The following is a 21341-nucleotide window of genomic DNA, read 5'->3' on the forward strand; positions in this document are numbered from 1 at the left end:
AAACCATGATCCGTTCTTTATGGATTGCTAAAACTGGGTTGGATGCACAACAGACAAACATGGATGTGATTTCCAACAACCTCGCAAACGTCAGCACCAATGGCTTTAAACGTCAACGTGCGGTTTTCGAAGATTTACTGTATCAAACAATTCGTCAACCGGGTGCGATGACTTCTGAACAGACTAACGCACCTTCAGGTTTACAAATTGGTACGGGTGTTCGTCCGGTTGCGACCGAACGTTTACATAGCCAAGGTAACTTAGCGCCAACAAATGGAACACGTGATGTGGCTATCAAAGGACAGGGTTTTTTCCATGTTCAGTTACCTGATGGCACAGACGCTTATACCCGTGATGGTGCATTCCAAATGGACCAGAATGGCCAATTAGTGACAACCAGTGGTTTCCAAGTTGTACCCGCCATTATTTTGCCTGATACCGCAAAGAAAGTGATGATTGGTCGTGATGGTACAGTCAGCGTTGAGATGGAAGGTGATCCTGCGCCACAACAAGTAGGTCAATTGACACTAACTACCTTTATTAATGACAGCGGATTAGAAAGTGTGGGTGAAAACTTGTACTTAGAAACCGCAAGTTCTGGCGCACCAACTGAAAATGCCCCGGGTATCAATGGCGCAGGCTTGTTGTATCAGGGATATGTTGAAACCTCTAACGTTAACGTGGCTGAAGAGTTGGTCAATATGATCCAAACTCAACGTGCTTATGAAATTAACAGTAAAGCGATTTCAACATCAGATCAGATGTTACAGAAACTAACGCAACTCTAATTTTGTTTGTTCATTAGCCTGACAGGGTTTCCTGTCAGGCGTATTACTAAAAGAGTATCGAAGATGGATACAAAGGTCATTACTGACAATTCTGGGGCAAGAAAGCTTAGTGTCAGATGGCGTCGTCATCAACGTTTAGGTACCGCCCTGTTGGTACTGACACTGTCGGGATGCGCATATATACCCAAAAAACCGTTAGTAGAAGGTAACACAACTGCGGTTCCAACGGCACCAACGGCACCTGCACCTAATGGCTCTATTTTTCAGTCAGCTCAGCCTGTTTATTTTGGCTATCAGCCTCTATTTGAAGATAGACGCCCTCGAAATATCGGTGACACGTTGACTATCACATTGCAAGAAAATGTCAGTGCAAGCAAAAACTCATCTGCGAATGCAAGTCGTAATGGCAAAGCTGGGTTCCTTGCCTCGATTACGCCAAGGTTCTTGGAAGGATTGTTTGGTAATAGCCGTGCTGATATGGGTATGGAAGGAAACAGTGATTTTGGCGGTAAAGGTGGCGCAAATGCGAACAATACCTTTAAAGGCACCATTACTGTGACTGTCGATCAACTTCTCGCCAATGGAAACCTGCACGTTATTGGTGAAAAGCAAATTGCTATCAATCAAGGTACTGAATTTATTCGTTTTTCAGGTGTTGTGAATCCAAGAACTATCAGTGGTGCCAATACCGTAAATTCAACCCAAGTTGCTGATGCTCGTATTGAATATATCGGAGACGGTTATATCAATGAAGCACAGTCTATGGGATGGCTACAACGCTTCTTCTTAAATGTATCACCTTTTTAATGAGTAGGGTCCAGATGAAAAAAATAGCGATGAGCCTTTTCTTTATCGTGATGACATGTGTCGGTTTTTCCGCCCATGCCGAACGGATCAGAGATCTCACCTCTGTTGAAGGGGTAAGAGAAAATGCGCTGATTGGTTATGGTTTAGTGGTGGGATTAGATGGGACGGGCGACCAAACAATGCAAACCCCGTTTACCACACAAAGTCTGAATAACATGCTCTCACAATTGGGGATCACAGTACCACCCGGCACCAATATGCAATTGAAAAACGTTGCTGCGGTGATGGTAACAGCAAAATTACCGCCTTTTGGTCGTACAGGGCAATCAATCGACGTCGTTGTTTCATCATTAGGTAATGCAAAAAGCTTACGTGGTGGTACGTTGCTGATGACGCCACTCAAAGGTGTTGATAATCAGATTTATGCTTTGGCTCAAGGTAATATTGTGGTTGGGGGAGCAGGTGCATCCGCAGGCGGTAATAGCGTTAAAGTTAACCAATTGGCGGGTGGGCGTATTAGTAGCGGAGCGATTATTGAACGCGAACTACCATCACAATTTGGTCAAACAGGTCTGTTGAACTTGCAACTGAATGAAGAAAACTTCACGTTGGCACAACATATCTCTGATACCGTTAATAAATTAAGAGGTGTGGGTACCGCGATCCCTTTAGATGCTCGTACAGTTCAACTACGTGTTCCTGTTGGTAAAAGTGAACAAGTACGTTTCTTGGCTGAAGTTCAAAATCTCGAAATTAAACGAGTTATTGCAGATGCAAAAGTGATCATTAATGCAAGAACGGGTTCTGTTGTTATGAATCGTGATGTGACATTAGGAAGCTGTGCGATTGCACAAGGCAACCTTTCTGTCACGGTTGATAGCCAAGTGAATGTAAGTCAGCCTAATACTCCATTTGCGGGTGGTAGCACTGTTGTAACACGTAATACAAGTGTGAATATGAGTGAACAAGGTGGCTCATTACAGCAAGTGAATGCAAGCGCAAGTCTAAACGAAGTGATCCGTACATTAAATGCATTAGGTGCAACACCGACTGATTTAATGTCGATATTGCAGGCAATGGAAAGCGCGGGTTGCTTACGTGCGAGATTGGAGATTATCTGATGAAAGATTTATCTCTGCTTTCTTCAATGCCGACGATGTCAACGCCGGCATATGACAGTAATGCATTGAATAAACTTAAATATCAGGTCGGGCAAAATACTGATCAACAAGGACTGCGCCAAGTGGCGCAGCAACTTGAAGGTGTTTTTGTTCAAATGATGTTAAAGAGCATGCGCGATGCAATACCTCAAGAGAGCATGTTTAATTCAGAAAGTACCAAAATGTACACATCACTTTATGATCAACAAATCGCTCAAGACTTATCACAAAAAGGCTTGGGCTTTGCTGACATGATAGAAAAGCAGCTTTCTGCAAAAGTGACGATGGAACCGAGCGAGATGGCTGGAAAAACGCCAATGCCATTAGATGGCAGTGATATTTTTCAATCCATGCCAACGCAAGCCTTGGGGCAAATGTACCGAGCAATGCAGCCTTACCAAAATGCAATTGAAAGTACGATTGGTAAACTTAAGGGGTTATCTGAAAGCAGTGCTTCTTTTGCATCTAAATTGTTAGGGCCTGCTAAACAAGCGACAGAAGGCACAGGTGTACACCATCTTTTAGTTGTTGCTCAAGCGGCGTTGGAATCGGGTTGGGGCAAACGTGAAATTCTAACGGGTGAAGGTAAGCCAAGTTATAATCTGTTTGGTATTAAAGCAGGAAATAGTTGGAAAGGACCTGTCACAAATATTATGACAACCGAAGTGATTGACGGTAAGTCAATTAAAATGCGAGATAATTTCCGCGTTTATGGCTCTTATGTTGAAGCTATTCAAGATTATCTCCGATTGATTACTGAAAGCCCTCGTTACGCTAAAGTGCCTCAAGCTCAAACTCCAGAACAAGCTGCTTATCGCATCCAAGAAGCGGGTTATGCCACCGATCCTGGTTATGCGAAAAAACTGGTTTCAATTATTGGTCAATTGAAAGGAAGTGGTGAGCAAGTTGCTAAAACCTATACTCACGATTTAAGCGATCTATTTTAATGCTTTCCCCTCAAGTTTGGAGGGGAAGTACCGATAATAAAGACCAGAGCATTCATTCCTATTTGCCAGCTATGCTCCGTGCATACGGGTGATGACTAAACGTAAAAGGATAGACAAATGTCCAACAGTTTAATTAATACAGCGATGAGCGGACTTAATGCGGCACAAGCTGCGATGAGCACTGTAAGTAATAACATCGCTAACCAAAATGTAAAATGGTACAACCGTCAAATGACTGTTTTTAATGAAAACAGCGGCACAATGACCGGTAATGGTTATATCGGTAATGGTGTTAATGTTAGTCGTATTCATCGTGAGTATAACGAATTTCTTGCCGGTCAAATGAACCGTGCAATGTCAAAACAAAGCGCACTTAATAGTTATACCCAAAATATCTCACAAATTAATGATTTGTTAGCAGATAAAGGAAATGATGTTTCGAGCGCTATTGACGAATTTTTTACAAGCTTACCAAACGTAACCAATAACGCAGAAGACAACCCTGCGCGTACAACGGTAATTGGTAAAGCGGAAGCAATGGTCAATATGTTTGCTAAAGCAGACCAATCATTGCGTGATCTAGAAAAAGATATTAATAGTCAGGTGACAAATACCTCTAAAAATATCAATGAATATACAAAACAGATCGCAAAATTAAATAACGAAATTAGTCGTTCTAAAGGCTTCAATGGCGCTGATCCTAACGACTTATTAGACCAACGTGATCGTTTAATTCAAGAGCTAAACACACTGGTTGATGTTCAAGTCACTCAACAGGATGGTGGTTTTGTTAACGTCACATTTGCTAATGGTTTGCCATTAGTATCTGGTACTCGCTCTTATGAAGTTTCTGCTATTCCATCAAGTAAAAATAGCGAACGCCTTGTTATTGGTTATAGCAACGGTATTGATGACGTTCGTGAAGTGGATGCAAAACGTATTAACGGTGGCGAACTTGGCGGTGCTTACCGTAGCCGTGAAGAAGTGTTAGATCCAAGCCGTAACCAATTAAATCAATTAGCGTTAGTGTTAGGAGATCAATTTAATAAACAACACGAACAAGGTTTTGATTTAGATGGTAAAAAAGGTGAGAAATTCTTCGACCTTGGTGGTGCCCATGTAATGCCTAATGGTAAGAATAAAGGTGATGCAACCTTTGATGTGAAATACACCGATACCAAAGAAGTGAAAGCGGCTGATTATACTGTTAAATATGATGGTAGTAAGTGGAATGTTACGGTAGAGCCGGGCGGTCGTAAAGTTGATGCTAAAGTAAGTGCGACAGGCGAATTAGAATTTGAAGGCATGAGTATCAAAATCAATGGTGCTGCACAAAAAGACGATTCTATTATTGTTCAATCTGTAGGTAATGTGATTGCAGGTATGAATGTTGCAGTCACTGATCCAAGTAAAATTGCTGCTGCGGGTTCATTAAATGCAGATGGTGAAACTGCACCAAGTGATAACGAAAACATGAAAAAACTGTTTGAGTTACCCGATGAAAAAATCATTGACGGCAAAACAACAATTGCAGGTGGCTATGGTTCACTGATCAGTATGGTTGGTAATAAAGTGAATACGGCTCAAGTTGACTTTGATGCCCAGGTTTCTATTACTAAAAGTATTGTCGAACAACAACAGTCTGTTTCTGGTGTGAACTTGGATGAAGAGTACGGTGAGATGTATCGCATTCAAGAATACTACATGGCAAATGCAAAAGTTATTCAAACTGCAAACAGCATGTTTGATGCGATTATGCAAGTTTTCTAAGTAACCCTTCATCAGAATAAGGAATATCACTGTGCGTTTAAGTTCAAATCAAATTTTTAGCCAGCGAGTGGACAATATTACCAGTTCACAAAGCAAATGGATGACTGAAGGAAATAAAATCTCCAGCGGTCGTCGTGTTGAAAAACCATCAGATGATCCAATGGCAGCATCCCAAGCGGTTATGGTGAAACAATCTGAATCTCGTAATCAACAGTATGCAACTGCGCGTGGATTTGCAAAAAACAGCATGTCTTTGCAAATGAGCTTAGCCAGTCAAATGGTTAATATTACAACGAAAATTCAAGAAACACTGGTTGCAGCAGGTAATGATGGAACATTAAGTGATGAAGACCGTTCATCTTTAGCTGACCAATTACAAGGTTTAAAAGATCAATTAGTGGGTATTGGCAACACAAAAGATGGTGTTGGCCGTTATATTTTTGCAGGTTTCCAAACAGATAAACCTCCTTTTGTCGCTGATGCAACAGGTAAAATCACCTACCAAGGTGGTGATAAGCAAATTACCCAAAAAGTAGATAGCAATATTGAAATGGTCACTAACTTCACTGGGATTGAAACATTACAATCTTCAGGGAGTAAAGGAACTGCACCTGATATTTTTGAAGCATTAGATGGCGCTATTACTGCGTTACAAGAACCACTAATAGGTAAACCACAAGCTGATCGTGATGCCGCATTAGCAAAAATTGATACAGCGAATCGCGTTAACCGCGCAACCTTAAATAATATTTCTAGTGTTGAAGCGAAGTTAGGCTTACAACTTCAAGAGCTTGATAACTTGGATGATTTAGGCGCGGATACGTCGTTAAGAAATGCAAAACGTTTAAGTGAGCTACGCGATTTAGATTGGACACAAGCAATTTCTGATTATTACCAAGAAGAGTCTGTATTACAGGCTTCTTATAAAGTCTTTAACGACATGAAAGAGATGTCGATGTTCAAGATGTATCGATAATTTTTATAGTACTGTCTCGCGACATTTTGATATCACCCCTGGTATTTATTTATCAGGGGATTTTTTTATTTATTAAAAGCAACAAACTATATTTTCTTTTTTAATGCTAAGAATAAGATTTTATCTTGAATCGAAGAAGCGTTGAAACCATGATGAAGGTAAAAATGTTTTGCGTTTTCAGTTAAAGCATGAACCATAATCGCTCTAACACCAATGTTTTCAGCTACATGATGACAACGCAAAACAGCATCTCTTAACAAATCGGCACCAAGATCTTTTCCATGAAAAGTTTTATCAACAGCAAGTCTAGCTAAAATGATCACGGGTATTGGGTCTGGCATATTGCGACGAATATGACTAATTGCTTCAGTATGGTTAACACTACCTGTTGCTAAAGAATAGTACCCAACAACACGTTTTTTATTTTTTTCACAGACCACAAACGTACGGGATGCACCTAAAAATTGGTTTTTTAAACCTCTTTGTTTTATCCAGTTATCTAATACATTTTCACTACTATAAAAATCAGCCACTTCATGTGAATTTGATAACGGCTCAGGTGCTGTTATTTTTCCCATAATGGTTTTCTCATTAATAACTTTTCAAGAGCAGGGTCAATATCAACCGGCGCATCAATAATTTCTATAAACTCTGCATATTGAGCATCATTTAAATTAAAGGTTCTACGGTCTAAAATGACGTCTTCAGCAGCTTGGCATGCTGTCTCAAGAATAAAGTCAGTACGAGATTTATGGAGAATTTCAGCAGCAGTATCAATAAGTGCACGTTGTGATTCTTTAGCGCGAATATTGAGTTGTACATCAGCTTTCATATCACGCCTCCTTGTATAGCAATTGATATACATTGATTGTGGAATAAACAAACAATATTAGCTACAAAAAAGCAGATAAATTTTAATTCGAGGACTGCGATTAAAAATCAGTCGATTTAAATCTCAAGAAACCAACTGATGTAATATTAAAGTGATGCGATTAAACGTATCGCTAAAGACGCGCTCTGTAAATACAGGCAATGCAGGCATAATCATTGATAATGCTAACATACCGATAGTCAGTGTTAGAGGGAAACCAACCACAAAGACAGAAAGCTGTGGTGTCATACGGTTTAGAATACCTAATGAAAGGTTAAGAACGAGGAGTAGGGTGATTAATGGCATGGCTAGCATCATACCGTTAATGAATATAGTCCCGCCACTTTGGACTAAAGTTAGAATGGCTAAAGAATTAAATGTTTGATTTTCTATAGGAACTACATAGAACGTATCAACTAATATTGATATTAACCATAAATGGCCATCAAATACCAAAAATAGCAACATTGTTAGCATGTTGAAAATACGTGCCAAAATAGGCATGTTGGGGCCACCTGATGGATCGACGAAAGTGGCGAATGAAAGCCCCATCTGTAAACCAATCACTTCACCAGCATGACGAACAGATGCAAAGGCTAATTGCATTGATAACCCTAAAATCGTGCCAATCAGAATTTGTTGTAATAATACCCAAAAGGCAATAATCGAAAATAGAGGCACGTTGCTTTGTGGTAAACCGGGTGCGACTAATGCGGTTATCAAAAAGGCGAGTGCAATACGGAATTTCTTCGGGGTCTGCTTTTCACTAAATAGTGGTGCAGTGCTAAACAGTGCAAGAATACGCACAAATGGCCAGAAAAAATCACTAATATAGCCGTTAAGCATTTCACTGGTCAGGGTTATCATTACAATTAACCAATCATTCCAGGAATGCCTGTAAATAAGTTATGCATATAATCGATAAGCAAACTTAGCATCCACGGGCCAGCTACTAAAATAGCCACTAATACCGCAAGAATTTTAGGGATAAACGATAATGTCATTTCGTTTATCTGTGTTGCTGCTTGAAGCATACTGATCACAAGACCGGTCACAAGCGCTGACAATAAAAGAGGGCCTGCGAGTGATAAAGCGATTTTCATCGCTTCTGTGCCCAGTGCTAAGACGGATTCTGGTGTCATGGATTTACCTCAGCGCTAATTAAAAAAGCTTTGTGCAAGCGAGCCCAGTATTAATTGCCAACCATCAACTAAAACAAAAAGCATAAGTTTAAAAGGCAATGACACTGTTGCAGGGGGCACCATCATCATACCGAGCGCCATTAATACACTGGCAACGACTAAGTCGATGATAAGAAAAGGAATAAAAATCATAAAACCAATTTGAAACGCGGTTTTTAGTTCACTGGTAATATAGGCAGGAACTAGAATACGCATAGGTACGCTTTCTCGTGTTTCAAATGCTGGGGCATCTGCAAGGCGTGCAAATAGAGCTAGATCTGTTTCGCGCGTTTGTTGCATCATAAATTCACGCAGGGGTTTTGAACCATTATCTAACGCTTGTTCAAAGGAGATTTTATCTTCACTAAAAGGCATATAGGCATCTTGATAAATTCTATCAAAAACAGGTGCCATAATGAAAAAGGTCATAAACAACGCTAAACCAAGAACAACTTGGTTTGGTGGTGCTGATGGTGTTCCTAACGCATTACGTAATAATCCTAGTACGATGATAATCCGTGTAAAACTGGTCATCATCAGCAAAACAGCAGGAATAAAGCCTAATGCTGTAATGAAGATTAAGGTTTGTACTGGCAGTGACCAACTTTGACCACCTCCCGGTAATGATTGTGTAATAACACTCGGAAACTGAGCAAACGCACTGGTTGGGAACAAGACTAAAACCAGTACACTAGCGAAGAGACGCCAACGCGTTAATGCGTTAAAAAAAGTGACACACTGATGCATTATGAGTTGCCTTTATCTCGCTTTAGCGTTTTTTGTAATAATTGAGTAAACAATGGCGATGTAGATGATGTTGTCGCTTCCTGCGAGGCTTTTTCAGGGATAGGTAACTTATGCAATAGGTTTATCTGCGACGATGTTACCCCTAATACAAGCCATTCCTGTTCAATTTCAACAACAACTACACGTTCTTTTGCACCTAATGAACAACTTGCCTTAACGTTAAGTTGGGTTGTTGCTCCTCTTAGTGAGCCACGGGCAAAGCCAAAACGGCGAAATAGCCACATAGCAACAATAATAAGAACAATAATGCCCGCAAGCGCTGTGCTAACTTGAGCAAGGCTTTGGCCTACAGGCAAGGGTTGTGTAGGTGTTTGAACTGTTTGTGTTGTAGCGGGCGCGGTAGTATTTACCGCACCTTGGCTGGAAAAGGAAGGAAGCTGTTCCATAAATTAACGACTCAGACGACGCATACGTTCTGATGGCGTAATAATATCGGTAATACGAATACCGTATTTATCAGAAACAACAACAACCTCGCCTTGAGCAATTAAATAGCCATTGATAAGAATATCAAGAGGCTCACCAGCTAAACCATCCAGTGAAACGACAGAACCTTGAGACAGGCTGAGTAATTTTTTAATGGTCATTTTGGTGCGACCTAACTCTACCGTTAATTTGACAGGAATATCCATGATCAAATTAATATCGGATAGATGATTAAGCGTATCGTCTTCAGGTAAAAGATGTTCAAATAAATCGGAACTATTATCCTGGCTTTTCCCAGTTTGCTGTTCCATTGCATCAGCCCACATATCCTCAGCCGATTGTGAATTATCAGTTGGGCGATTTGCATCACTCATTGGTTTGTTCCTCATCCAGAGCGTTTAAAACAGGGTTAATTAGGTGTTCAACACGAAGGGCATATTGCCCATTTACTGTACCGTATTGGCTTGTTAATACGGGCACACCATCAACATGTGCAATCAATCTTTCTGGTTTATCAATAGGGATAACATCCCCTTTTTTAAGTGTGAGCACTTTTGATAAACGCAGTGGGATGTCAGTAAAGTTTGCGACCAGTTCAAGTTCTGAATGCTGAACCTGGTTGACTAAACTATCTAACCAAACCCCATCTTCTTGACGAACATTTTCAATTGGTGGGTTGATCAGTCGTTCACGTAACGGTTCAATCATGGCAAATGGAATACAAATGCTAAATTCCCCGACCATAGAACCGATCTCTACCTGAAAAGGTGTCGTAACAACAATGTCATTCGGTGATGAGGTGATATTGGTAAATTTTACCTGCATCTCAGAACGAACATATTCAACTTGAATTTTGAAAATGGAATCCCAAGCATCACGGTAGGCATCAAGTGCCAATTTCAACATTTTGTTGATGATCCGTTGCTCTGTGTTGGTAAATTCACGTCCTTCCACAGGGATTGGAAAACGGCCATCACCACCAAACAGGTTATCTACCGCGATATAAACCAGGTTCGGTTCAAAGGTAAATAACGCGGTTCCTCGTAATGGTTTTAAATGCACCAAGTTAAGATTCGTTGGTACAGGTAAATTACGAGCAAAGTCGTGATAAGGGTGGATTTTAACGCCACCAACAGTAATATCAGGACTCCGACGGAGCATATTAAACAGCCCCATACGGAATTGACGCGCAAAGCGTTCGTTAATAATTTCTAACGACTGTAAACGTTCCCGAACCACACGACGTTGCGTGTTTGGGTCATAAGGCTGAATATCCGGTTCATTCGGATCCTTCGCTATCGCAGGTTCCCTGTTCGCGCTTTTGGCGTCGTCACCTGATGTGTCATCATTCAGCAGAGCATCAATCTCTGCCTGTGAAAGGATATTATCGCTCATAATGATTATCGCAGAATAAACGTGGTAAACAGTACATCGGAGAGGATCTGTTCAGATTCTCCCGGTACGAGAGTCGGTCTCAGCGTTTCTTTTACATCCGTCATTAGCTGGAGTTTTCCATTGTCTGTCGCAAGCTTGTTAGCTTGTTGACGAGAAAGCAGTAATAACAAGCGGCTACGAACTTCAGGTAAATAATCATGTAGACGCTTACGAGTGTCTTCATTATGCAATCTTAGTGTGATCCCTATGTAGAGCACTCTGTCTAAGTGTTCTTCGTCATCAATTAGATTTACCGTAAAGGGCTCTAATGACATAAAAACGGGTGCCGGTATAACTTTTTGCTGACTAGTGCCCGCTGAACCTGATTTAGCATGCTTCAATGCCCACCAACTATATCCACCGAATGCCGCTGCAATAATGGCGATCACCAATAATACGATGATCAGAATTAAGCTATAGCTTTTACGTTCATTGCTGTAATTAGACATGGACAGTTAAATTCCTGTTTTGTAGTGGATACGTGTTCACTGTTGTGGACTTCCATATCCATCTAAATCAACCTTAATTATCCCGCTATTTCTGTTTTTTAATGGCAGAAACAGATAGGGAAAAAACCATTAACTCTTACGTTTATTGACATAGTGTGTCCTCCCAATACATTTGTATTAGGCAAAAATATCAACACCACCACGAGCAGATGCTAATTCTTGAGGCGTAAGGGTTATCTTTTGTAGTGCCGGTTCAGAGGCTAATTGCATTGAATTACCCTCTCTTCCTTGATGATTATCGGCACCATCTCCACTAAATTGAGAGGAATCTGACATATTTTGTTGTTGCCAACCGTCATTAGTGTCGCTAGACACCTGACTTTGCGTGAGCTGGATCCCGTTTTCAGAGAGTGCTTGACGCAATTGATGCATGGCATTTTCTAATACAGAACGAACTTGGCCATTTTGTGACGCAAGATGCAACTGTGCCTGTCCATCTTCTATTTTCATGCGAATATGCAATGAACCTAGCTCTTCAGGATGTAAACGTAATTCAGCTTTCTGTAAACCATTACGGCTAAACATGACAATTTGCTGATTAAGTTGTTGTTGCCACTCAGGGGTACCCACTTGTGCATTTAAAACCTGTGTTGCCATTGGTGAAAATTGCATTTGTGGTTGTGTTGATGAGTGAGCATGACCTGTAATGCCTTGTGAAGCTAAAGAAGGTGAGTTAGTGAGAGTGTTGTGAAGATCGCTTTCTGCAACACGGTTACCCGCTACCATTTGCTGCACAGCATTGTCTGCTAATTTTGTATTTGCAGCTTGCTTATCGCCATTTAGCAATGTATTCACTTTTTCTGCTGTTGGCGTTAAAAGTGTTGCGATGCTGTCTACTTTTTTAGTTGAGGGCTTGTCTGTTTGATTCGCGCTGACCAGCGTACTCTCTGTTGCCAATGTTGCAGTTTCAGGACGTAGCTGTGCTAACAGTGACTTTTCATCTGATTTCGATAGATTGAGCTTGTCGGTAAGGTTGAAGTCCGACATATCTACATCTTTTGAAAGTGTGCGTGTCAACGTGGCTAAATCTTCATTGTGCTTAACAGATTGCGGCTGTTGCAATGCGTGAACCCGCATTTCAGAAGGTAAGTTAAGACGTTTTAAGCCCGGTAATCCTGCTAGTTGAACAGGAAGTTCTGCGGCAAGTTCTTCAGCTGACATTAATGAAGAGGCGGTTCTATTTTCAACAATCGCTGCAAATTGTTCATTATCAGGTAATGTAAGCGAGAGTTGAGATGTATCTAGAGAAGGCTCTTTTATCACGTTTAACTCGGTGGAAACAGACACAAGCTGACTATCGTCTTCTTTTGTTTTGTCCTCATCTGAGTGTGTTTTATTCTCTTTGGTAGAATGGTTTGCGATATTGGCTGTCTTTTTATCACCCTGTGCTTGCTGGGGTTGAGAACCCAAAAGCTGTGCGAAAGTCGGGGCATTATCACCGGGTTGACTCTGTGTTGCAGATGCCGTTCCCGGGGAGGTTGCAGCGACATCCATGGTCAGAAGCGTTATCTCCATCAAGTTGTTCTCCGTAAAGTACTACGCTGTGCGTACTCGTCCATTTGTTTCTGTTCAATACGATCGAGATGTCGCTTACGGCTATCTTCAGCACGTTGCTCCAAAGTCTCAAATGCATTGAGTCGTTGCTGTTTTTCTCGCCATTGTTCAGTTGCAAGATCAAGTTGCGCCTGCCAATGTTGAAGTTGTTGTTTATGTTGTTCGATAGTCAATTCGAGCGTTTTGAGAAATTGTTGGTAGTTTTGCCACGATGCTGACGACATCCCCCCTAAATTCAACGTTTCGTTTAGACGTACACGGTATTCATCCTGATACCCAATCAACATATTGAGTTGCTGTTCCATTTGTTGATGACTCTGCCGGACCTGAGCCAGTTGAATAGCGGCTTGTTCAGCCGCTGTCTGTGCCAGTTCTCTCAGTGTCACTAAAGGTGACTGCTCCCGCATTGGAACCCTCTTTACTTTCTCTGATTATGTTCAGAATTAGTTTACTGTGATCAGTTGATTAAGTTGCTCACATGCACTTTGATAACTGCATTGCTCTTGGATATCTTGTTGTAAGAACTTCGCGAGAGACGGATAAAGAGCAATGGCTTTATCCAGCATAGGATCACTACCCGCTGCGTAAGCGCCTACATTAATTAAGTCTCGGTTACGTTGATAACTTGATAAAAGCTGTTTAAACACCTGTACACGACGGTAATGTGTTTTATCAATTAACGACGTCATTGCTCGGCTAATAGAGGCTTCAATATCAATAGCAGGGTAGTGCCCTGATTCAGCAAGTGAGCGAGAAAGCACAATATGGCCATCTAAAATGGCGCGTGCGGAGTCTGCAATGGGATCTTGCTGGTCATCACCTTCCGTTAAAACGGTATAGAAAGCCGTGATAGAACCACCGCCATCAACGCCATTACCTGCACGTTCGACCAATGCAGGTAATTTAGCAAAGACAGAAGGCGGGTAGCCTTTGGTTGCTGGTGGCTCACCGACAGCAAGGGCAATTTCACGTTGTGCCATACTGTAACGGGTAAGTGAGTCCATAATTAACAGGACATGCTTACCTCTATCGCGAAAATCTTCAGCAATACGTGTGGCATAAGAAGCACCTTGCATACGAAGCAAGGGTGATACGTCAGCGGGCGCGGCAACAACAACAGAACGAGCTAGGCCTTCAGTACCAAGAATATTCTCGATAAAGTCTTTAACTTCACGACCACGTTCACCGATTAAGCCAACAACAATGACATCCGCTTGAGTAAAACGCGCCATCATGCCTAATAGCACACTTTTACCCACACCCGAGCCGGCAAAAAGCCCCATGCGCTGACCGCGACCAACCGTTAATAATGCATTAATTGCACGTACACCCACATCAAGAACATCTGTAATCGGTGTTCGTTGTAATGGGTTGATCGGTGGTGTAATGAGTGGGGCACGATAACCAGTATCTGGTGGTGGTAAACCATCTAAAGGATAACCAGAACCATCTAAAACTCGTCCTAACAACGCATCACCTAGTGGTAATTGGCGACCTTCATTTTCACCGCCGGGGGTGGCTTGGGCATAAACACGAGCTCCAGGTGTTAATCCCTCGACTTCCTGTAAAGGCATTAACAACATCTGGCTACCATTAAACCCAACCACTTCACTTTCGACTTCTTCAACCGTTTTGCCAATGGTACGTTCTATTAAACATGTCGAGCCAAGAGGCATAACTAGCCCCTTAGCTTCCATGACTAGACCAGTTGCTCTGGTTAAACGGCCATATTGACGCACACGTGGAATTTTATTTAAACGTGCTTCTGCTTCACTGAGTTTTTCTAACCAACGCCCCAATCTTGCTGTCATTACAACGCCTCCGGTGCAGCAAGACGACAAAGCTCATGCCAACGAGTTGCAATCGTGGCATCAAGATCGCCATCATTTGTTACAACACGGCATCCACCCACATGAATACTGTTATCGGCAACAACTTTCCAACCATGAGCAGAAAGGGAATCACCCAGCTCTTTTTCAATTTGTGGAATATGTTTTGGATTCACTCGTAACTGTGGATTGCTTGAGAACATTTGTTCTTGTTGCAACATTAAAGTTATTTGTGCAAGCAATGCAGAACCATCACAGACAGCCGGTTGACCCAGAACTTCTTTGGCTGCTGTAAGGGCAATTTGCATTAAGCGTGATGCAATCACACTGTCTAGTCCATTCAGTGAATGTCTAAATTCAGCTAACAATCCTTGCCACTCATTAATTAATGGTGATTGTTGAGCAATGCCTTGGCGAATACCTTCTTCAATACCTGATTGTAATCCAGCCTGATAGCCTTCCTGATAACCCTGGTTTTTCCCTGCCTCAAAGCCTTCAGCGTGGCCCAATTTCTGGGCCTTGTCTTTCATGTCATCAAGCATATTAATTTGCTCAAGGACTTTCTGTTGCTGAACAACTTCTTTTTCCTGTTTTTCGACTTCCTTTTCGTCTTCTGTCGTTTCCTCGACAGTTAATGCCCAATCAGTGAGTTCTTTCGGAACCCAAGGCTTCCAGTTAGTATCAGTATGTTTATCAGACATAGGTATCGTCTCCTCCATGAAGAACAACCTCTCCAGTCTCTGCTAATTTGCGTACCACAAGCAGAATTGCTTTCTGCTCTGCTTCCACTTGAGACATACGAACAGGGCCACGAGAATTCAAATCATCACGCATGATTTCAGCAGCACGTTGCGACATATTGTTGAGGAAGTGATCGCGCAGCTCTTGATCGCATCCTTTCAATGCCACAACCAAGGAGTCGGATTCCACTTCCTGTAGAATGCGCTGGATAGAACGGTTGTCGATATCGATAAGGTTTTCGAACAGGAACATTTCGTCGATAATCTTTTGTGCCAATTCGCCGTCGTAATCGCGTACCGCAGTAATGACATTCTCTTCTTGCTGGCTTTTCATCAGGTTGATGATCTCAGCAGCAGTACGAACACCACCCATTTTGCTGCGTTTGAGGTTTTGACCATCAAGCAGGTTATTCAGTACTTCAGTTAACTCTGCTAATGCTGACGGCTGAACACCACCGAATGTTGCGATACGTAGCATCACGTCATTACGTAATTTCTCATCAAACAGGGCAAGAATATCGGCCGCTTGACCCCGTTTGAGATGAACCAAGATGGTTGCAATAATCTGCGGATGTTCGTCGCGGATAATATCGGCAGCCATTTGTGGTTCCATAAAGTTAAGCGTCTCGATACCCGTTGTTGTTTCACGGGTTTCAGAGATCTCATCTAAAAGATTATTTGCGCGTTCTTCACCCAGTGCTTTGACCAGGACAGAGCGCAAGTAATCATTCGCATTCACATTCAACGCTGCATATTGAACAGCGTCTTCTTCAAAGCTTGCCATAACATCAATCAATTGCTGATTTGAGATATGGCGCATTGATGACATTGCAATACTCAGCTGTTGAACTTCGCGTGTACTTAGATGTTTAAATACTTCCGCCGCCCGGTCTTCACCGAGTGTTAGTAACATAACGGCGCTTTTTTCGGTTCCAGTTAAGTTATTACTCATTGCTCTTTACTCATCCATTGACGAATTACCATTGCGACGACACGAGGATCTTTCTCTGCCATTTCACGGATACGTTGGCTCTGCAATTCGGCACTGACACGTTTACGTGCTTGTTTACGTCTTGCTTCGTCATCTAATTCTGCTTCATCAACATCATCTTTAACTTGTAGCTTCGTTTTCAGCACGGCTTTCTGTGCGGCAATTTCAGCTTCACGGCGTTTTTCAAGCTGTGGTTTCACTAGTTTGCGCCATAAGATCCATGCGATGATGACAAGTAATAACCAGCGACCTAAATCTAATGCTTTCGCAAGGATTTCTGGGTTTTCCCATACAGGAACAGTAATGACTTTCTCTTCAATATCATTGAACTGCGAGTTCACGACACTTAATGAGTCACCACGTTCTTGGGAATAGCCCATCGCTTCACGAACAAGGCCTTCAATTTGCTGAATTTGTTCATCAGTAAGCGGAATTTGTTTGGTTTCAACAACAGGCTCTTCACCTTCAGCCACTTCTTTCGTATCTTCAATCGTTTTATAGTTCACGATGACAGCAACAGAAAGACGTTCGACATTACCCACAGGGCGTTTTATATGACGAATTCGGCGGTCAACTTCATAGTTGGTTGTTTCATCTAAACGGCTATTACTGTTTGGATTACGCGTTAATGTACGATTAGTGCCCGTTGTATTGGCTTCATCTGTTTTCTCATCTTCTTGCGCTTTTGGTGCTTCAATTGGCGCTTGAGGTGGAGCAACAGGTTGATTAGACAATGCCCCTGGTACACCGCCCGCTAACATGCCACCATTTTGCTCACTTTGGCTCAATTGTTTTGAACGCACAGCAGCTTGATTAGGTGGCTGATTCGGTTTGTACTCTTCAGCGGTTTCTTCGGTATGAGAGAAATCAACTTGAGCAGTTACCTGAGCATGAACATTTCCACGACCCACAATTGGACCCAGTAATGTTTCAATGCGTTGTTGGTAGCGGCTTTCTAGCTCTTGAACATATTTTAGTTGAATAGAGTTAAGGTCACGACCTAACGCATCAGGTTGTGTCAATAATTTTCCACTTTGGTCAACGATGGTCACACTGCTATCAGGCATCCCCGCAACACTGCTTGCAACGATATGCACGATGGCATTAATTTGACCTTCATCCAGCGCTCTACCCTGTAAAAGACCCACCGTAACGGATGCAGAAGGGGATTTCTGTTCACGAACAAAAAGGGATGGTTTTGGTAGTGCTAAATGAACACGAGCATTTTGTACAGGACCTAATGTCTCGATAGTGCGAGCAAGCTCACCTTCAAGTGCACGTTGATAGTTAATCTGTTCACTAAATTGGCTGATCCCGAACTTTTCTTTATCTAACAGTTCAAAACCGGCAGCACCGCCTTTAGGAAGCCCCGCTTGCGCGAGTTTCAGGCGTAATTCATGAACCTGATTGTCTGGCACCATGATCGCTGCGCCATTTTGTGACAAGCGATAAGGTACGTTCATTTGTGTTAACTGTGTGACAATTTCGCCACCGTCTTTATCGCTAAGATTACTATAAAGCACCTTATAATCAGGGCTTTGCAACCATAAAAATGCAGCAACAAAAATGGCAATTGCCGCCGAACCCGCAATAATTAGCGGAATTTTCGGATCGGCTTTTATCCGGTTAATAATGGCGTTAAAACCCTTTTTCTGGTTCACAACGTCGGTTTTTTCGGCATTCATAGACAATCCTTGCCTTGTAGTTCGGGATGAATACTAAAAGCGTGGCGTAACAAAACAGACTCCCCTTACGCAAATAAATAAACCTACTCTCAGGTGTCTCATTATTGGCCTTTTGCGTTTCATTTAATGGCGTAATTAGCCCTTAACTTTTGCGTCAATTACTCGCTTTGGAATGAAGCCCCTGTGTTAGGGTATAACTCGGTAAGCGTGTTGGTTCACTTCCTTACTATGACATTGATTCAGTAATTGAATTAGATGATTAACGCAGAGGTTTATATGTCAATTCCAGCTATTGAAAGTGTTCTGGATAAAATGCAAATCCAGACTTTACAAGCATCCAATATTGCAAAACCCCAGCCAGTACAAGCAGGGTTTGCTACTCAGCTTGTTCAAGCCGTGGGTAAAATTAATGAAACCCGAATGAATGCAACCAACAAAGTGCAAGCGTTTACCTTAGGTACACCGGGTGTTGAATTAAACGATGTGATGGTAGATATGCAAAAATCTAGCATCTCATTACAAATGGGCGTGCAAGTGCGTAATAAGCTGGTCGCCGCTTATCAAGAAATAATGAGTATGCAGGTGTGATATGGTTAACTATTTGATATAAATCGAATGTTATCTTTATTGTGACTCGATGGGGACACATAGGGGACAGAATCATTCAATTTTTGGTTTAATAGCGATATTTGGTCTTGAGCGTTCTCAGGCATCCAAGCACCATAAACATCGTGCACCATTTTTGATGACGAGTGCCCCATCTGTGTTGCAATGAATGCAGGATTCGCTCCAGCAGATAACATCCAGCAAGCATAAGTGTGTCTTGTTTGATATGACTTTCTGTGCCTAACGCCAGACCTTCTAATTAATGATCTCCATATTTGCGAGAAGCCTCCTGGTGAATAAAATTTAGTAAGAACGCCATTCACACTAACAATGGATGGTTGGAAAACAAATGTGCATGAGTCAGTTCGATATTTATTAAACTCACGAGTTTTTACTTTAACGTCAATTGGAGCTGTCATCTTTGTATATAGAGACTGATCCTTTAGGCAGTTAAAGGCTGGCTCTAATAAGCTAATTATCCTATCAGTGCTCGCTCCTGTTTTCGGGTATGGATTTACGCGTTATTACATGTGGTTGTCGATAAAACAACCTACAATAATGAGCTTATACTACACATTTATCTTAAAGAAAAATCATCATTGAGCTGTGGACATGCCGTGTTGTTCTGATATTATGAAAATATAGCTATACACATTGTATATATTTAGTTTAGTAATTTTCCAATACATCATTAATTTTCACTAACAAGGGGGCTATATGAGAACTGAACATACCAGATCGACAAAAACTATTAGCCATGCAACAGAACTTGTTAATACTTTTTTTGATGATGCCTCAGAAAAGAAGTTTTCTGTTCGTCGGTTAAGCGTTAGAACAGATCCTAATCGTCAATTATTCATTGTTATTATCGACGATGATTTTAATAAAAGTGATTTCAAGGTAACGCCTTATGCTGAAGTCACAGTTATTAAAGATCAGATAAGATTTATAGTGAATCCTTCAAAGCAATATCCTGCGTTAAAGGGTATGTTTGGTAACATTAATAGCGCTATAGAGACTTCAGTATTTGGTTTCATGAATAAATTTCAGTAATTTAATATGGAAGTATAGTTTAATGGCGCCTGATTTAGTCGATTCTTATTCAAAAAATCTTAATGTTAAGCCTGTAAGCCTATCTGAAAAAGAAATTGATAAGTTTCATCATCTATCTTCGGATGGTGACCTTTTAGAGGTTGTAGAATACCTTCTCGAAGGTGGTGATTTTGATTTCTACATTGAGATTTTAAAAGTCAATTGCACAGACCCTGACTTTTTTAGATCCGAAGCGCTAGAGAAGCTTACTCAGGGGGACGCCGAAGATGATATTACCAAGTATCTTTTAAGTTTAGAGATGATAGATGAGGGTGAGGGTGAGTGTGAGTTAATTGGAAGAATTGCTTACAATGAGTTTACCTTTAATAAAGAGAATAGTATTAGAAGTGGTAAGCAAATAAAAGGTGCTTTCATTGATTCAAACTATAGAAGTGGCGGACTAGGTAGATCAATCTATAAAAGGCTTGTATATAAACATTCTCATATTATCTGTGACAATATTCAGAGTGTGGCAGGAGGAACGCTTTGGGCAAGTGGTATTGTCACGCTAGCTGAAGTAGACGTATACGATACTAAAAGTGGAAAGATAATTGGTACTTTGGGTGATAATTTTGTTGCAACGAATGGTATTAAGCCATGGAGTGCGATTAATATAAAATCACTTAATTCATTGGACAGATGGGATATTAATAATTTATCTGAAGATAGCTGTCATCATATCGTAAATATAATTAGTAAAGACAACCTTTATGATATATAGCTGAATAATTCAAGTCATATACCCACTTCAGTGGGTTTTTTATTATTGAAAAATAGATTAACTTTCTGATTGAGCTGTACCTTGATGAAATCGTAGTTGCCAATCACCATGGGAATTTCTTATCCAAATAGATGAGTGGTAAGTTTGCTTTATTCTTTTGTTATCTTCTAATTGATAACTGATATAAGTTAACAGCACCACATCATCACTGAGTTGTGAACCTTGATAATTTTCTGAATAAACCTCTATATTGCTATTGTCGTTTATAAAGCTATTAACTGTGTCTGTTTTATTAACGCAAACACCAGAGCGACAAAGTTCTATAAACTCATTATGTAAAAGTTGAATAAGTACATTTGTATTTTTTCGATGGGTGCTTTTGTGACGTGTTTTTTCTTGTTGGATTATTTTTTATAAAGTTCGATTATGTTTATCTTTATTTCATTT

26 protein-coding genes are annotated in these 21341 nt (G+C 41.1%); 9 read left to right on the forward strand and 17 right to left on the reverse strand.

Annotation, left to right across the window (positions count from 1 at the left end; all coding sequences use genetic code 11):
* Positions 1–5 precede the first annotated feature (5 nt).
* The 6 genes from flgG to flgL all read left to right on the forward strand — a co-directional run bounded on the left by flgG (position 6) and on the right by flgL (position 6448).
* Positions 6–788, forward strand: coding sequence for a flagellar basal-body rod protein FlgG (flgG, locus tag ABN217_RS00855; protein WP_072068525.1), 783 nt, complete (start codon positions 6–8; stop codon positions 786–788).
* A gap of 63 nt (positions 789–851) precedes the next feature.
* Positions 852–1595 carry a flagellar basal body L-ring protein FlgH gene (locus ABN217_RS00860; protein WP_196553713.1) on the forward strand — a complete coding sequence of 248 codons (744 nt, stop codon included), beginning with the start codon at positions 852–854 and terminating at the stop codon, positions 1593–1595.
* A 14-nt stretch (positions 1596–1609) separates the two neighbouring features.
* Positions 1610–2716, forward strand: a complete 1107-nt coding sequence (locus ABN217_RS00865; protein WP_072068523.1) for a flagellar basal body P-ring protein FlgI — start codon at positions 1610–1612, stop codon at positions 2714–2716.
* On the forward strand, positions 2716–3702 hold the full coding sequence (gene flgJ, locus ABN217_RS00870) for a flagellar assembly peptidoglycan hydrolase FlgJ (protein ID WP_197269052.1): 987 nt from the start codon (positions 2716–2718) through the stop codon (positions 3700–3702). The genes ABN217_RS00865 and flgJ overlap by 1 nt, the downstream gene beginning before the upstream one ends.
* Before the next feature lie 117 nt (positions 3703–3819).
* Positions 3820–5472, forward strand: a complete 1653-nt coding sequence (gene flgK / locus ABN217_RS00875; RefSeq protein WP_196553711.1) for a flagellar hook-associated protein FlgK — start codon at positions 3820–3822, stop codon at positions 5470–5472.
* A 31-nt stretch (positions 5473–5503) separates the two neighbouring features.
* Positions 5504–6448, forward strand: a complete 945-nt coding sequence (gene flgL, locus ABN217_RS00880; RefSeq protein ID WP_196553710.1) for a flagellar hook-associated protein FlgL — start codon at positions 5504–5506, stop codon at positions 6446–6448.
* 86 nt (positions 6449–6534) lie between these two features.
* On the opposite strand, the gene ABN217_RS00885 is transcribed toward flgL, so the two are convergent.
* The 15 genes from ABN217_RS00885 to fliF form a co-directional block, all read right to left on the reverse strand.
* The gene (locus ABN217_RS00885; protein ID WP_349458968.1) at positions 6535–7026 is read right to left on the reverse strand and encodes a GNAT family N-acetyltransferase; all 492 of its coding nucleotides are present in this window, start codon (positions 7024–7026) and stop codon (positions 6535–6537) included.
* Positions 7014–7280: a type II toxin-antitoxin system TacA family antitoxin gene (locus ABN217_RS00890; protein WP_075673024.1), complete on the reverse strand. Its 267-nt coding sequence runs from the start codon at positions 7278–7280 to the stop codon at positions 7014–7016. Before ABN217_RS00890 ends, ABN217_RS00885 begins: the two co-directional genes overlap by 13 nt.
* A 123-nt stretch (positions 7281–7403) precedes the next feature.
* A complete protein-coding gene (fliR, locus tag ABN217_RS00895; protein ID WP_072068517.1) occupies positions 7404–8186 on the reverse strand; it encodes a flagellar biosynthetic protein FliR in 783 nt (260 codons plus the stop codon).
* A 5-nt stretch (positions 8187–8191) separates the two neighbouring features.
* Positions 8192–8461 (reverse strand): flagellar biosynthesis protein FliQ, encoded by a 270-nt coding sequence (gene fliQ, locus ABN217_RS00900; RefSeq protein ID WP_036935757.1) that lies wholly within the window; start codon positions 8459–8461, stop codon positions 8192–8194.
* Positions 8462–8476: 15 nt separating this feature from the next.
* Positions 8477–9247: a flagellar type III secretion system pore protein FliP gene (gene fliP / locus ABN217_RS00905; protein WP_072068515.1), complete on the reverse strand. Its 771-nt coding sequence runs from the start codon at positions 9245–9247 to the stop codon at positions 8477–8479.
* Positions 9247–9693 carry a flagellar biosynthetic protein FliO gene (gene fliO / locus ABN217_RS00910; protein ID WP_072068514.1) on the reverse strand — a complete coding sequence of 149 codons (447 nt, stop codon included), beginning with the start codon at positions 9691–9693 and terminating at the stop codon, positions 9247–9249. Before fliO ends, fliP begins: the two co-directional genes overlap by 1 nt.
* Positions 9694–9696: 3 nt before the next feature.
* Positions 9697–10107, reverse strand: coding sequence for a flagellar motor switch protein FliN (gene fliN / locus ABN217_RS00915; protein ID WP_006533153.1), 411 nt, complete (start codon positions 10105–10107; stop codon positions 9697–9699).
* Entirely contained in the window at positions 10100–11128 is a 1029-nt protein-coding gene (fliM, locus tag ABN217_RS00920; RefSeq protein ID WP_072068513.1) for a flagellar motor switch protein FliM, read from the reverse strand. The genes fliN and fliM overlap by 8 nt, the downstream gene beginning before the upstream one ends.
* A 5-nt stretch (positions 11129–11133) precedes the next feature.
* Positions 11134–11616, reverse strand: coding sequence for a flagellar basal body-associated protein FliL (gene fliL, locus ABN217_RS00925; RefSeq protein WP_006533151.1), 483 nt, complete (start codon positions 11614–11616; stop codon positions 11134–11136).
* Positions 11617–11793: 177 nt separating this feature from the next.
* Positions 11794–13191, reverse strand: a complete 1398-nt coding sequence (locus ABN217_RS00930; protein WP_196553708.1) for a flagellar hook-length control protein FliK — start codon at positions 13189–13191, stop codon at positions 11794–11796.
* Positions 13191–13637, reverse strand: a complete 447-nt coding sequence (fliJ, locus tag ABN217_RS00935) for a flagellar export protein FliJ (protein ID WP_006533149.1) — start codon at positions 13635–13637, stop codon at positions 13191–13193. The genes ABN217_RS00930 and fliJ overlap by 1 nt, the downstream gene beginning before the upstream one ends.
* Positions 13638–13673: 36 nt before the next feature.
* Positions 13674–15041: a flagellar protein export ATPase FliI gene (fliI, locus tag ABN217_RS00940; RefSeq protein WP_099075753.1), complete on the reverse strand. Its 1368-nt coding sequence runs from the start codon at positions 15039–15041 to the stop codon at positions 13674–13676.
* Positions 15041–15760: a flagellar assembly protein FliH gene (gene fliH, locus ABN217_RS00945; RefSeq protein ID WP_036935771.1), complete on the reverse strand. Its 720-nt coding sequence runs from the start codon at positions 15758–15760 to the stop codon at positions 15041–15043. The genes fliI and fliH overlap by 1 nt, the downstream gene beginning before the upstream one ends.
* On the reverse strand, positions 15753–16751 hold the full coding sequence (gene fliG / locus ABN217_RS00950; RefSeq protein WP_006533145.1) for a flagellar motor switch protein FliG: 999 nt from the start codon (positions 16749–16751) through the stop codon (positions 15753–15755). Before fliG ends, fliH begins: the two co-directional genes overlap by 8 nt.
* Entirely contained in the window at positions 16748–18475 is a 1728-nt protein-coding gene (gene fliF, locus ABN217_RS00955) for a flagellar basal-body MS-ring/collar protein FliF (protein ID WP_349440573.1), read from the reverse strand. Before fliF ends, fliG begins: the two co-directional genes overlap by 4 nt.
* 276 nt (positions 18476–18751) lie before the next feature.
* Between fliF and fliE the strand changes: the two genes are divergently transcribed.
* Positions 18752–19063, forward strand: coding sequence for a flagellar hook-basal body complex protein FliE (gene fliE / locus ABN217_RS00960; protein ID WP_072068509.1), 312 nt, complete (start codon positions 18752–18754; stop codon positions 19061–19063).
* A gap of 5 nt (positions 19064–19068) precedes the next feature.
* Here the strand turns inward: fliE and ABN217_RS00965 are convergent, their stop codons facing one another.
* Positions 19069–19500 (reverse strand): tyrosine-type recombinase/integrase, encoded by a 432-nt coding sequence (locus ABN217_RS00965; RefSeq protein WP_349458969.1) that lies wholly within the window; start codon positions 19498–19500, stop codon positions 19069–19071.
* A 298-nt stretch (positions 19501–19798) separates the two neighbouring features.
* Between ABN217_RS00965 and ABN217_RS00970 the strand changes: the two genes are divergently transcribed.
* Complete coding sequence (locus ABN217_RS00970; protein ID WP_349458971.1) at positions 19799–20134, forward strand: hypothetical protein; 336 nt, start codon at positions 19799–19801, stop codon at positions 20132–20134.
* Between the two features lie 22 nt (positions 20135–20156).
* Complete coding sequence (locus ABN217_RS00975) at positions 20157–20894, forward strand: hypothetical protein (RefSeq protein ID WP_349458972.1); 738 nt, start codon at positions 20157–20159, stop codon at positions 20892–20894.
* A 57-nt stretch (positions 20895–20951) separates the two neighbouring features.
* Here the strand turns inward: ABN217_RS00975 and ABN217_RS00980 are convergent, their stop codons facing one another.
* Positions 20952–21302 (reverse strand): nuclear transport factor 2 family protein, encoded by a 351-nt coding sequence (locus ABN217_RS00980; RefSeq protein WP_349459109.1) that lies wholly within the window; start codon positions 21300–21302, stop codon positions 20952–20954.
* Positions 21303–21341 lie beyond the last annotated feature (39 nt).

The organism is Proteus sp. fly-1067 (assembly GCF_040139345.1).
Taxonomy (GTDB): domain Bacteria; phylum Pseudomonadota; class Gammaproteobacteria; order Enterobacterales; family Enterobacteriaceae; genus Proteus; species Proteus vulgaris_B.

Bases quoted from the DNA above. Each gene is read 5' to 3' on its own strand.
- flgG (WP_072068525.1), top strand. From the start codon at position 6: ATGATCCGTTCTTTATGGATTGCTAAAACTGGGTTGGATGCACAACAG.
- ABN217_RS00860 (WP_196553713.1), top strand. From the start codon at position 852: ATGGATACAAAGGTCATTACTGACAATTCTGGGGCAAGAAAGCTTAGT.
- ABN217_RS00865 (WP_072068523.1), top strand. From the start codon at position 1,610: ATGAAAAAAATAGCGATGAGCCTTTTCTTTATCGTGATGACATGTGTC.
- flgJ (WP_197269052.1), top strand. From the start codon at position 2,716: ATGAAAGATTTATCTCTGCTTTCTTCAATGCCGACGATGTCAACGCCG.
- flgK (WP_196553711.1), top strand. From the start codon at position 3,820: ATGTCCAACAGTTTAATTAATACAGCGATGAGCGGACTTAATGCGGCA.
- ABN217_RS00885 (WP_349458968.1), bottom strand. From the start codon at position 7,026: ATGGGAAAAATAACAGCACCTGAGCCGTTATCAAATTCACATGAAGTG.
- ABN217_RS00890 (WP_075673024.1), bottom strand. From the start codon at position 7,280: ATGAAAGCTGATGTACAACTCAATATTCGCGCTAAAGAATCACAACGT.
- fliR (WP_072068517.1), bottom strand. From the start codon at position 8,186: ATGATAACCCTGACCAGTGAAATGCTTAACGGCTATATTAGTGATTTT.
- fliQ (WP_036935757.1), bottom strand. From the start codon at position 8,461: ATGACACCAGAATCCGTCTTAGCACTGGGCACAGAAGCGATGAAAATC.
- fliP (WP_072068515.1), bottom strand. From the start codon at position 9,247: ATGCATCAGTGTGTCACTTTTTTTAACGCATTAACGCGTTGGCGTCTC.
- fliO (WP_072068514.1), bottom strand. From the start codon at position 9,693: ATGGAACAGCTTCCTTCCTTTTCCAGCCAAGGTGCGGTAAATACTACC.
- fliN (WP_006533153.1), bottom strand. From the start codon at position 10,107: ATGAGTGATGCAAATCGCCCAACTGATAATTCACAATCGGCTGAGGAT.
- fliM (WP_072068513.1), bottom strand. From the start codon at position 11,128: ATGAGCGATAATATCCTTTCACAGGCAGAGATTGATGCTCTGCTGAAT.
- fliL (WP_006533151.1), bottom strand. From the start codon at position 11,616: ATGTCTAATTACAGCAATGAACGTAAAAGCTATAGCTTAATTCTGATC.
- ABN217_RS00930 (WP_196553708.1), bottom strand. From the start codon at position 13,191: ATGGAGATAACGCTTCTGACCATGGATGTCGCTGCAACCTCCCCGGGA.
- fliJ (WP_006533149.1), bottom strand. From the start codon at position 13,637: ATGCGGGAGCAGTCACCTTTAGTGACACTGAGAGAACTGGCACAGACA.
- fliI (WP_099075753.1), bottom strand. From the start codon at position 15,041: ATGACAGCAAGATTGGGGCGTTGGTTAGAAAAACTCAGTGAAGCAGAA.
- fliH (WP_036935771.1), bottom strand. From the start codon at position 15,760: ATGTCTGATAAACATACTGATACTAACTGGAAGCCTTGGGTTCCGAAA.
- fliG (WP_006533145.1), bottom strand. From the start codon at position 16,751: ATGAGTAATAACTTAACTGGAACCGAAAAAAGCGCCGTTATGTTACTA.
- fliF (WP_349440573.1), bottom strand. From the start codon at position 18,475: ATGAATGCCGAAAAAACCGACGTTGTGAACCAGAAAAAGGGTTTTAAC.
- fliE (WP_072068509.1), top strand. From the start codon at position 18,752: ATGTCAATTCCAGCTATTGAAAGTGTTCTGGATAAAATGCAAATCCAG.
- ABN217_RS00965 (WP_349458969.1), bottom strand. From the start codon at position 19,500: ATGACAGCTCCAATTGACGTTAAAGTAAAAACTCGTGAGTTTAATAAA.
- ABN217_RS00970 (WP_349458971.1), top strand. From the start codon at position 19,799: ATGAGAACTGAACATACCAGATCGACAAAAACTATTAGCCATGCAACA.
- ABN217_RS00975 (WP_349458972.1), top strand. From the start codon at position 20,157: ATGGCGCCTGATTTAGTCGATTCTTATTCAAAAAATCTTAATGTTAAG.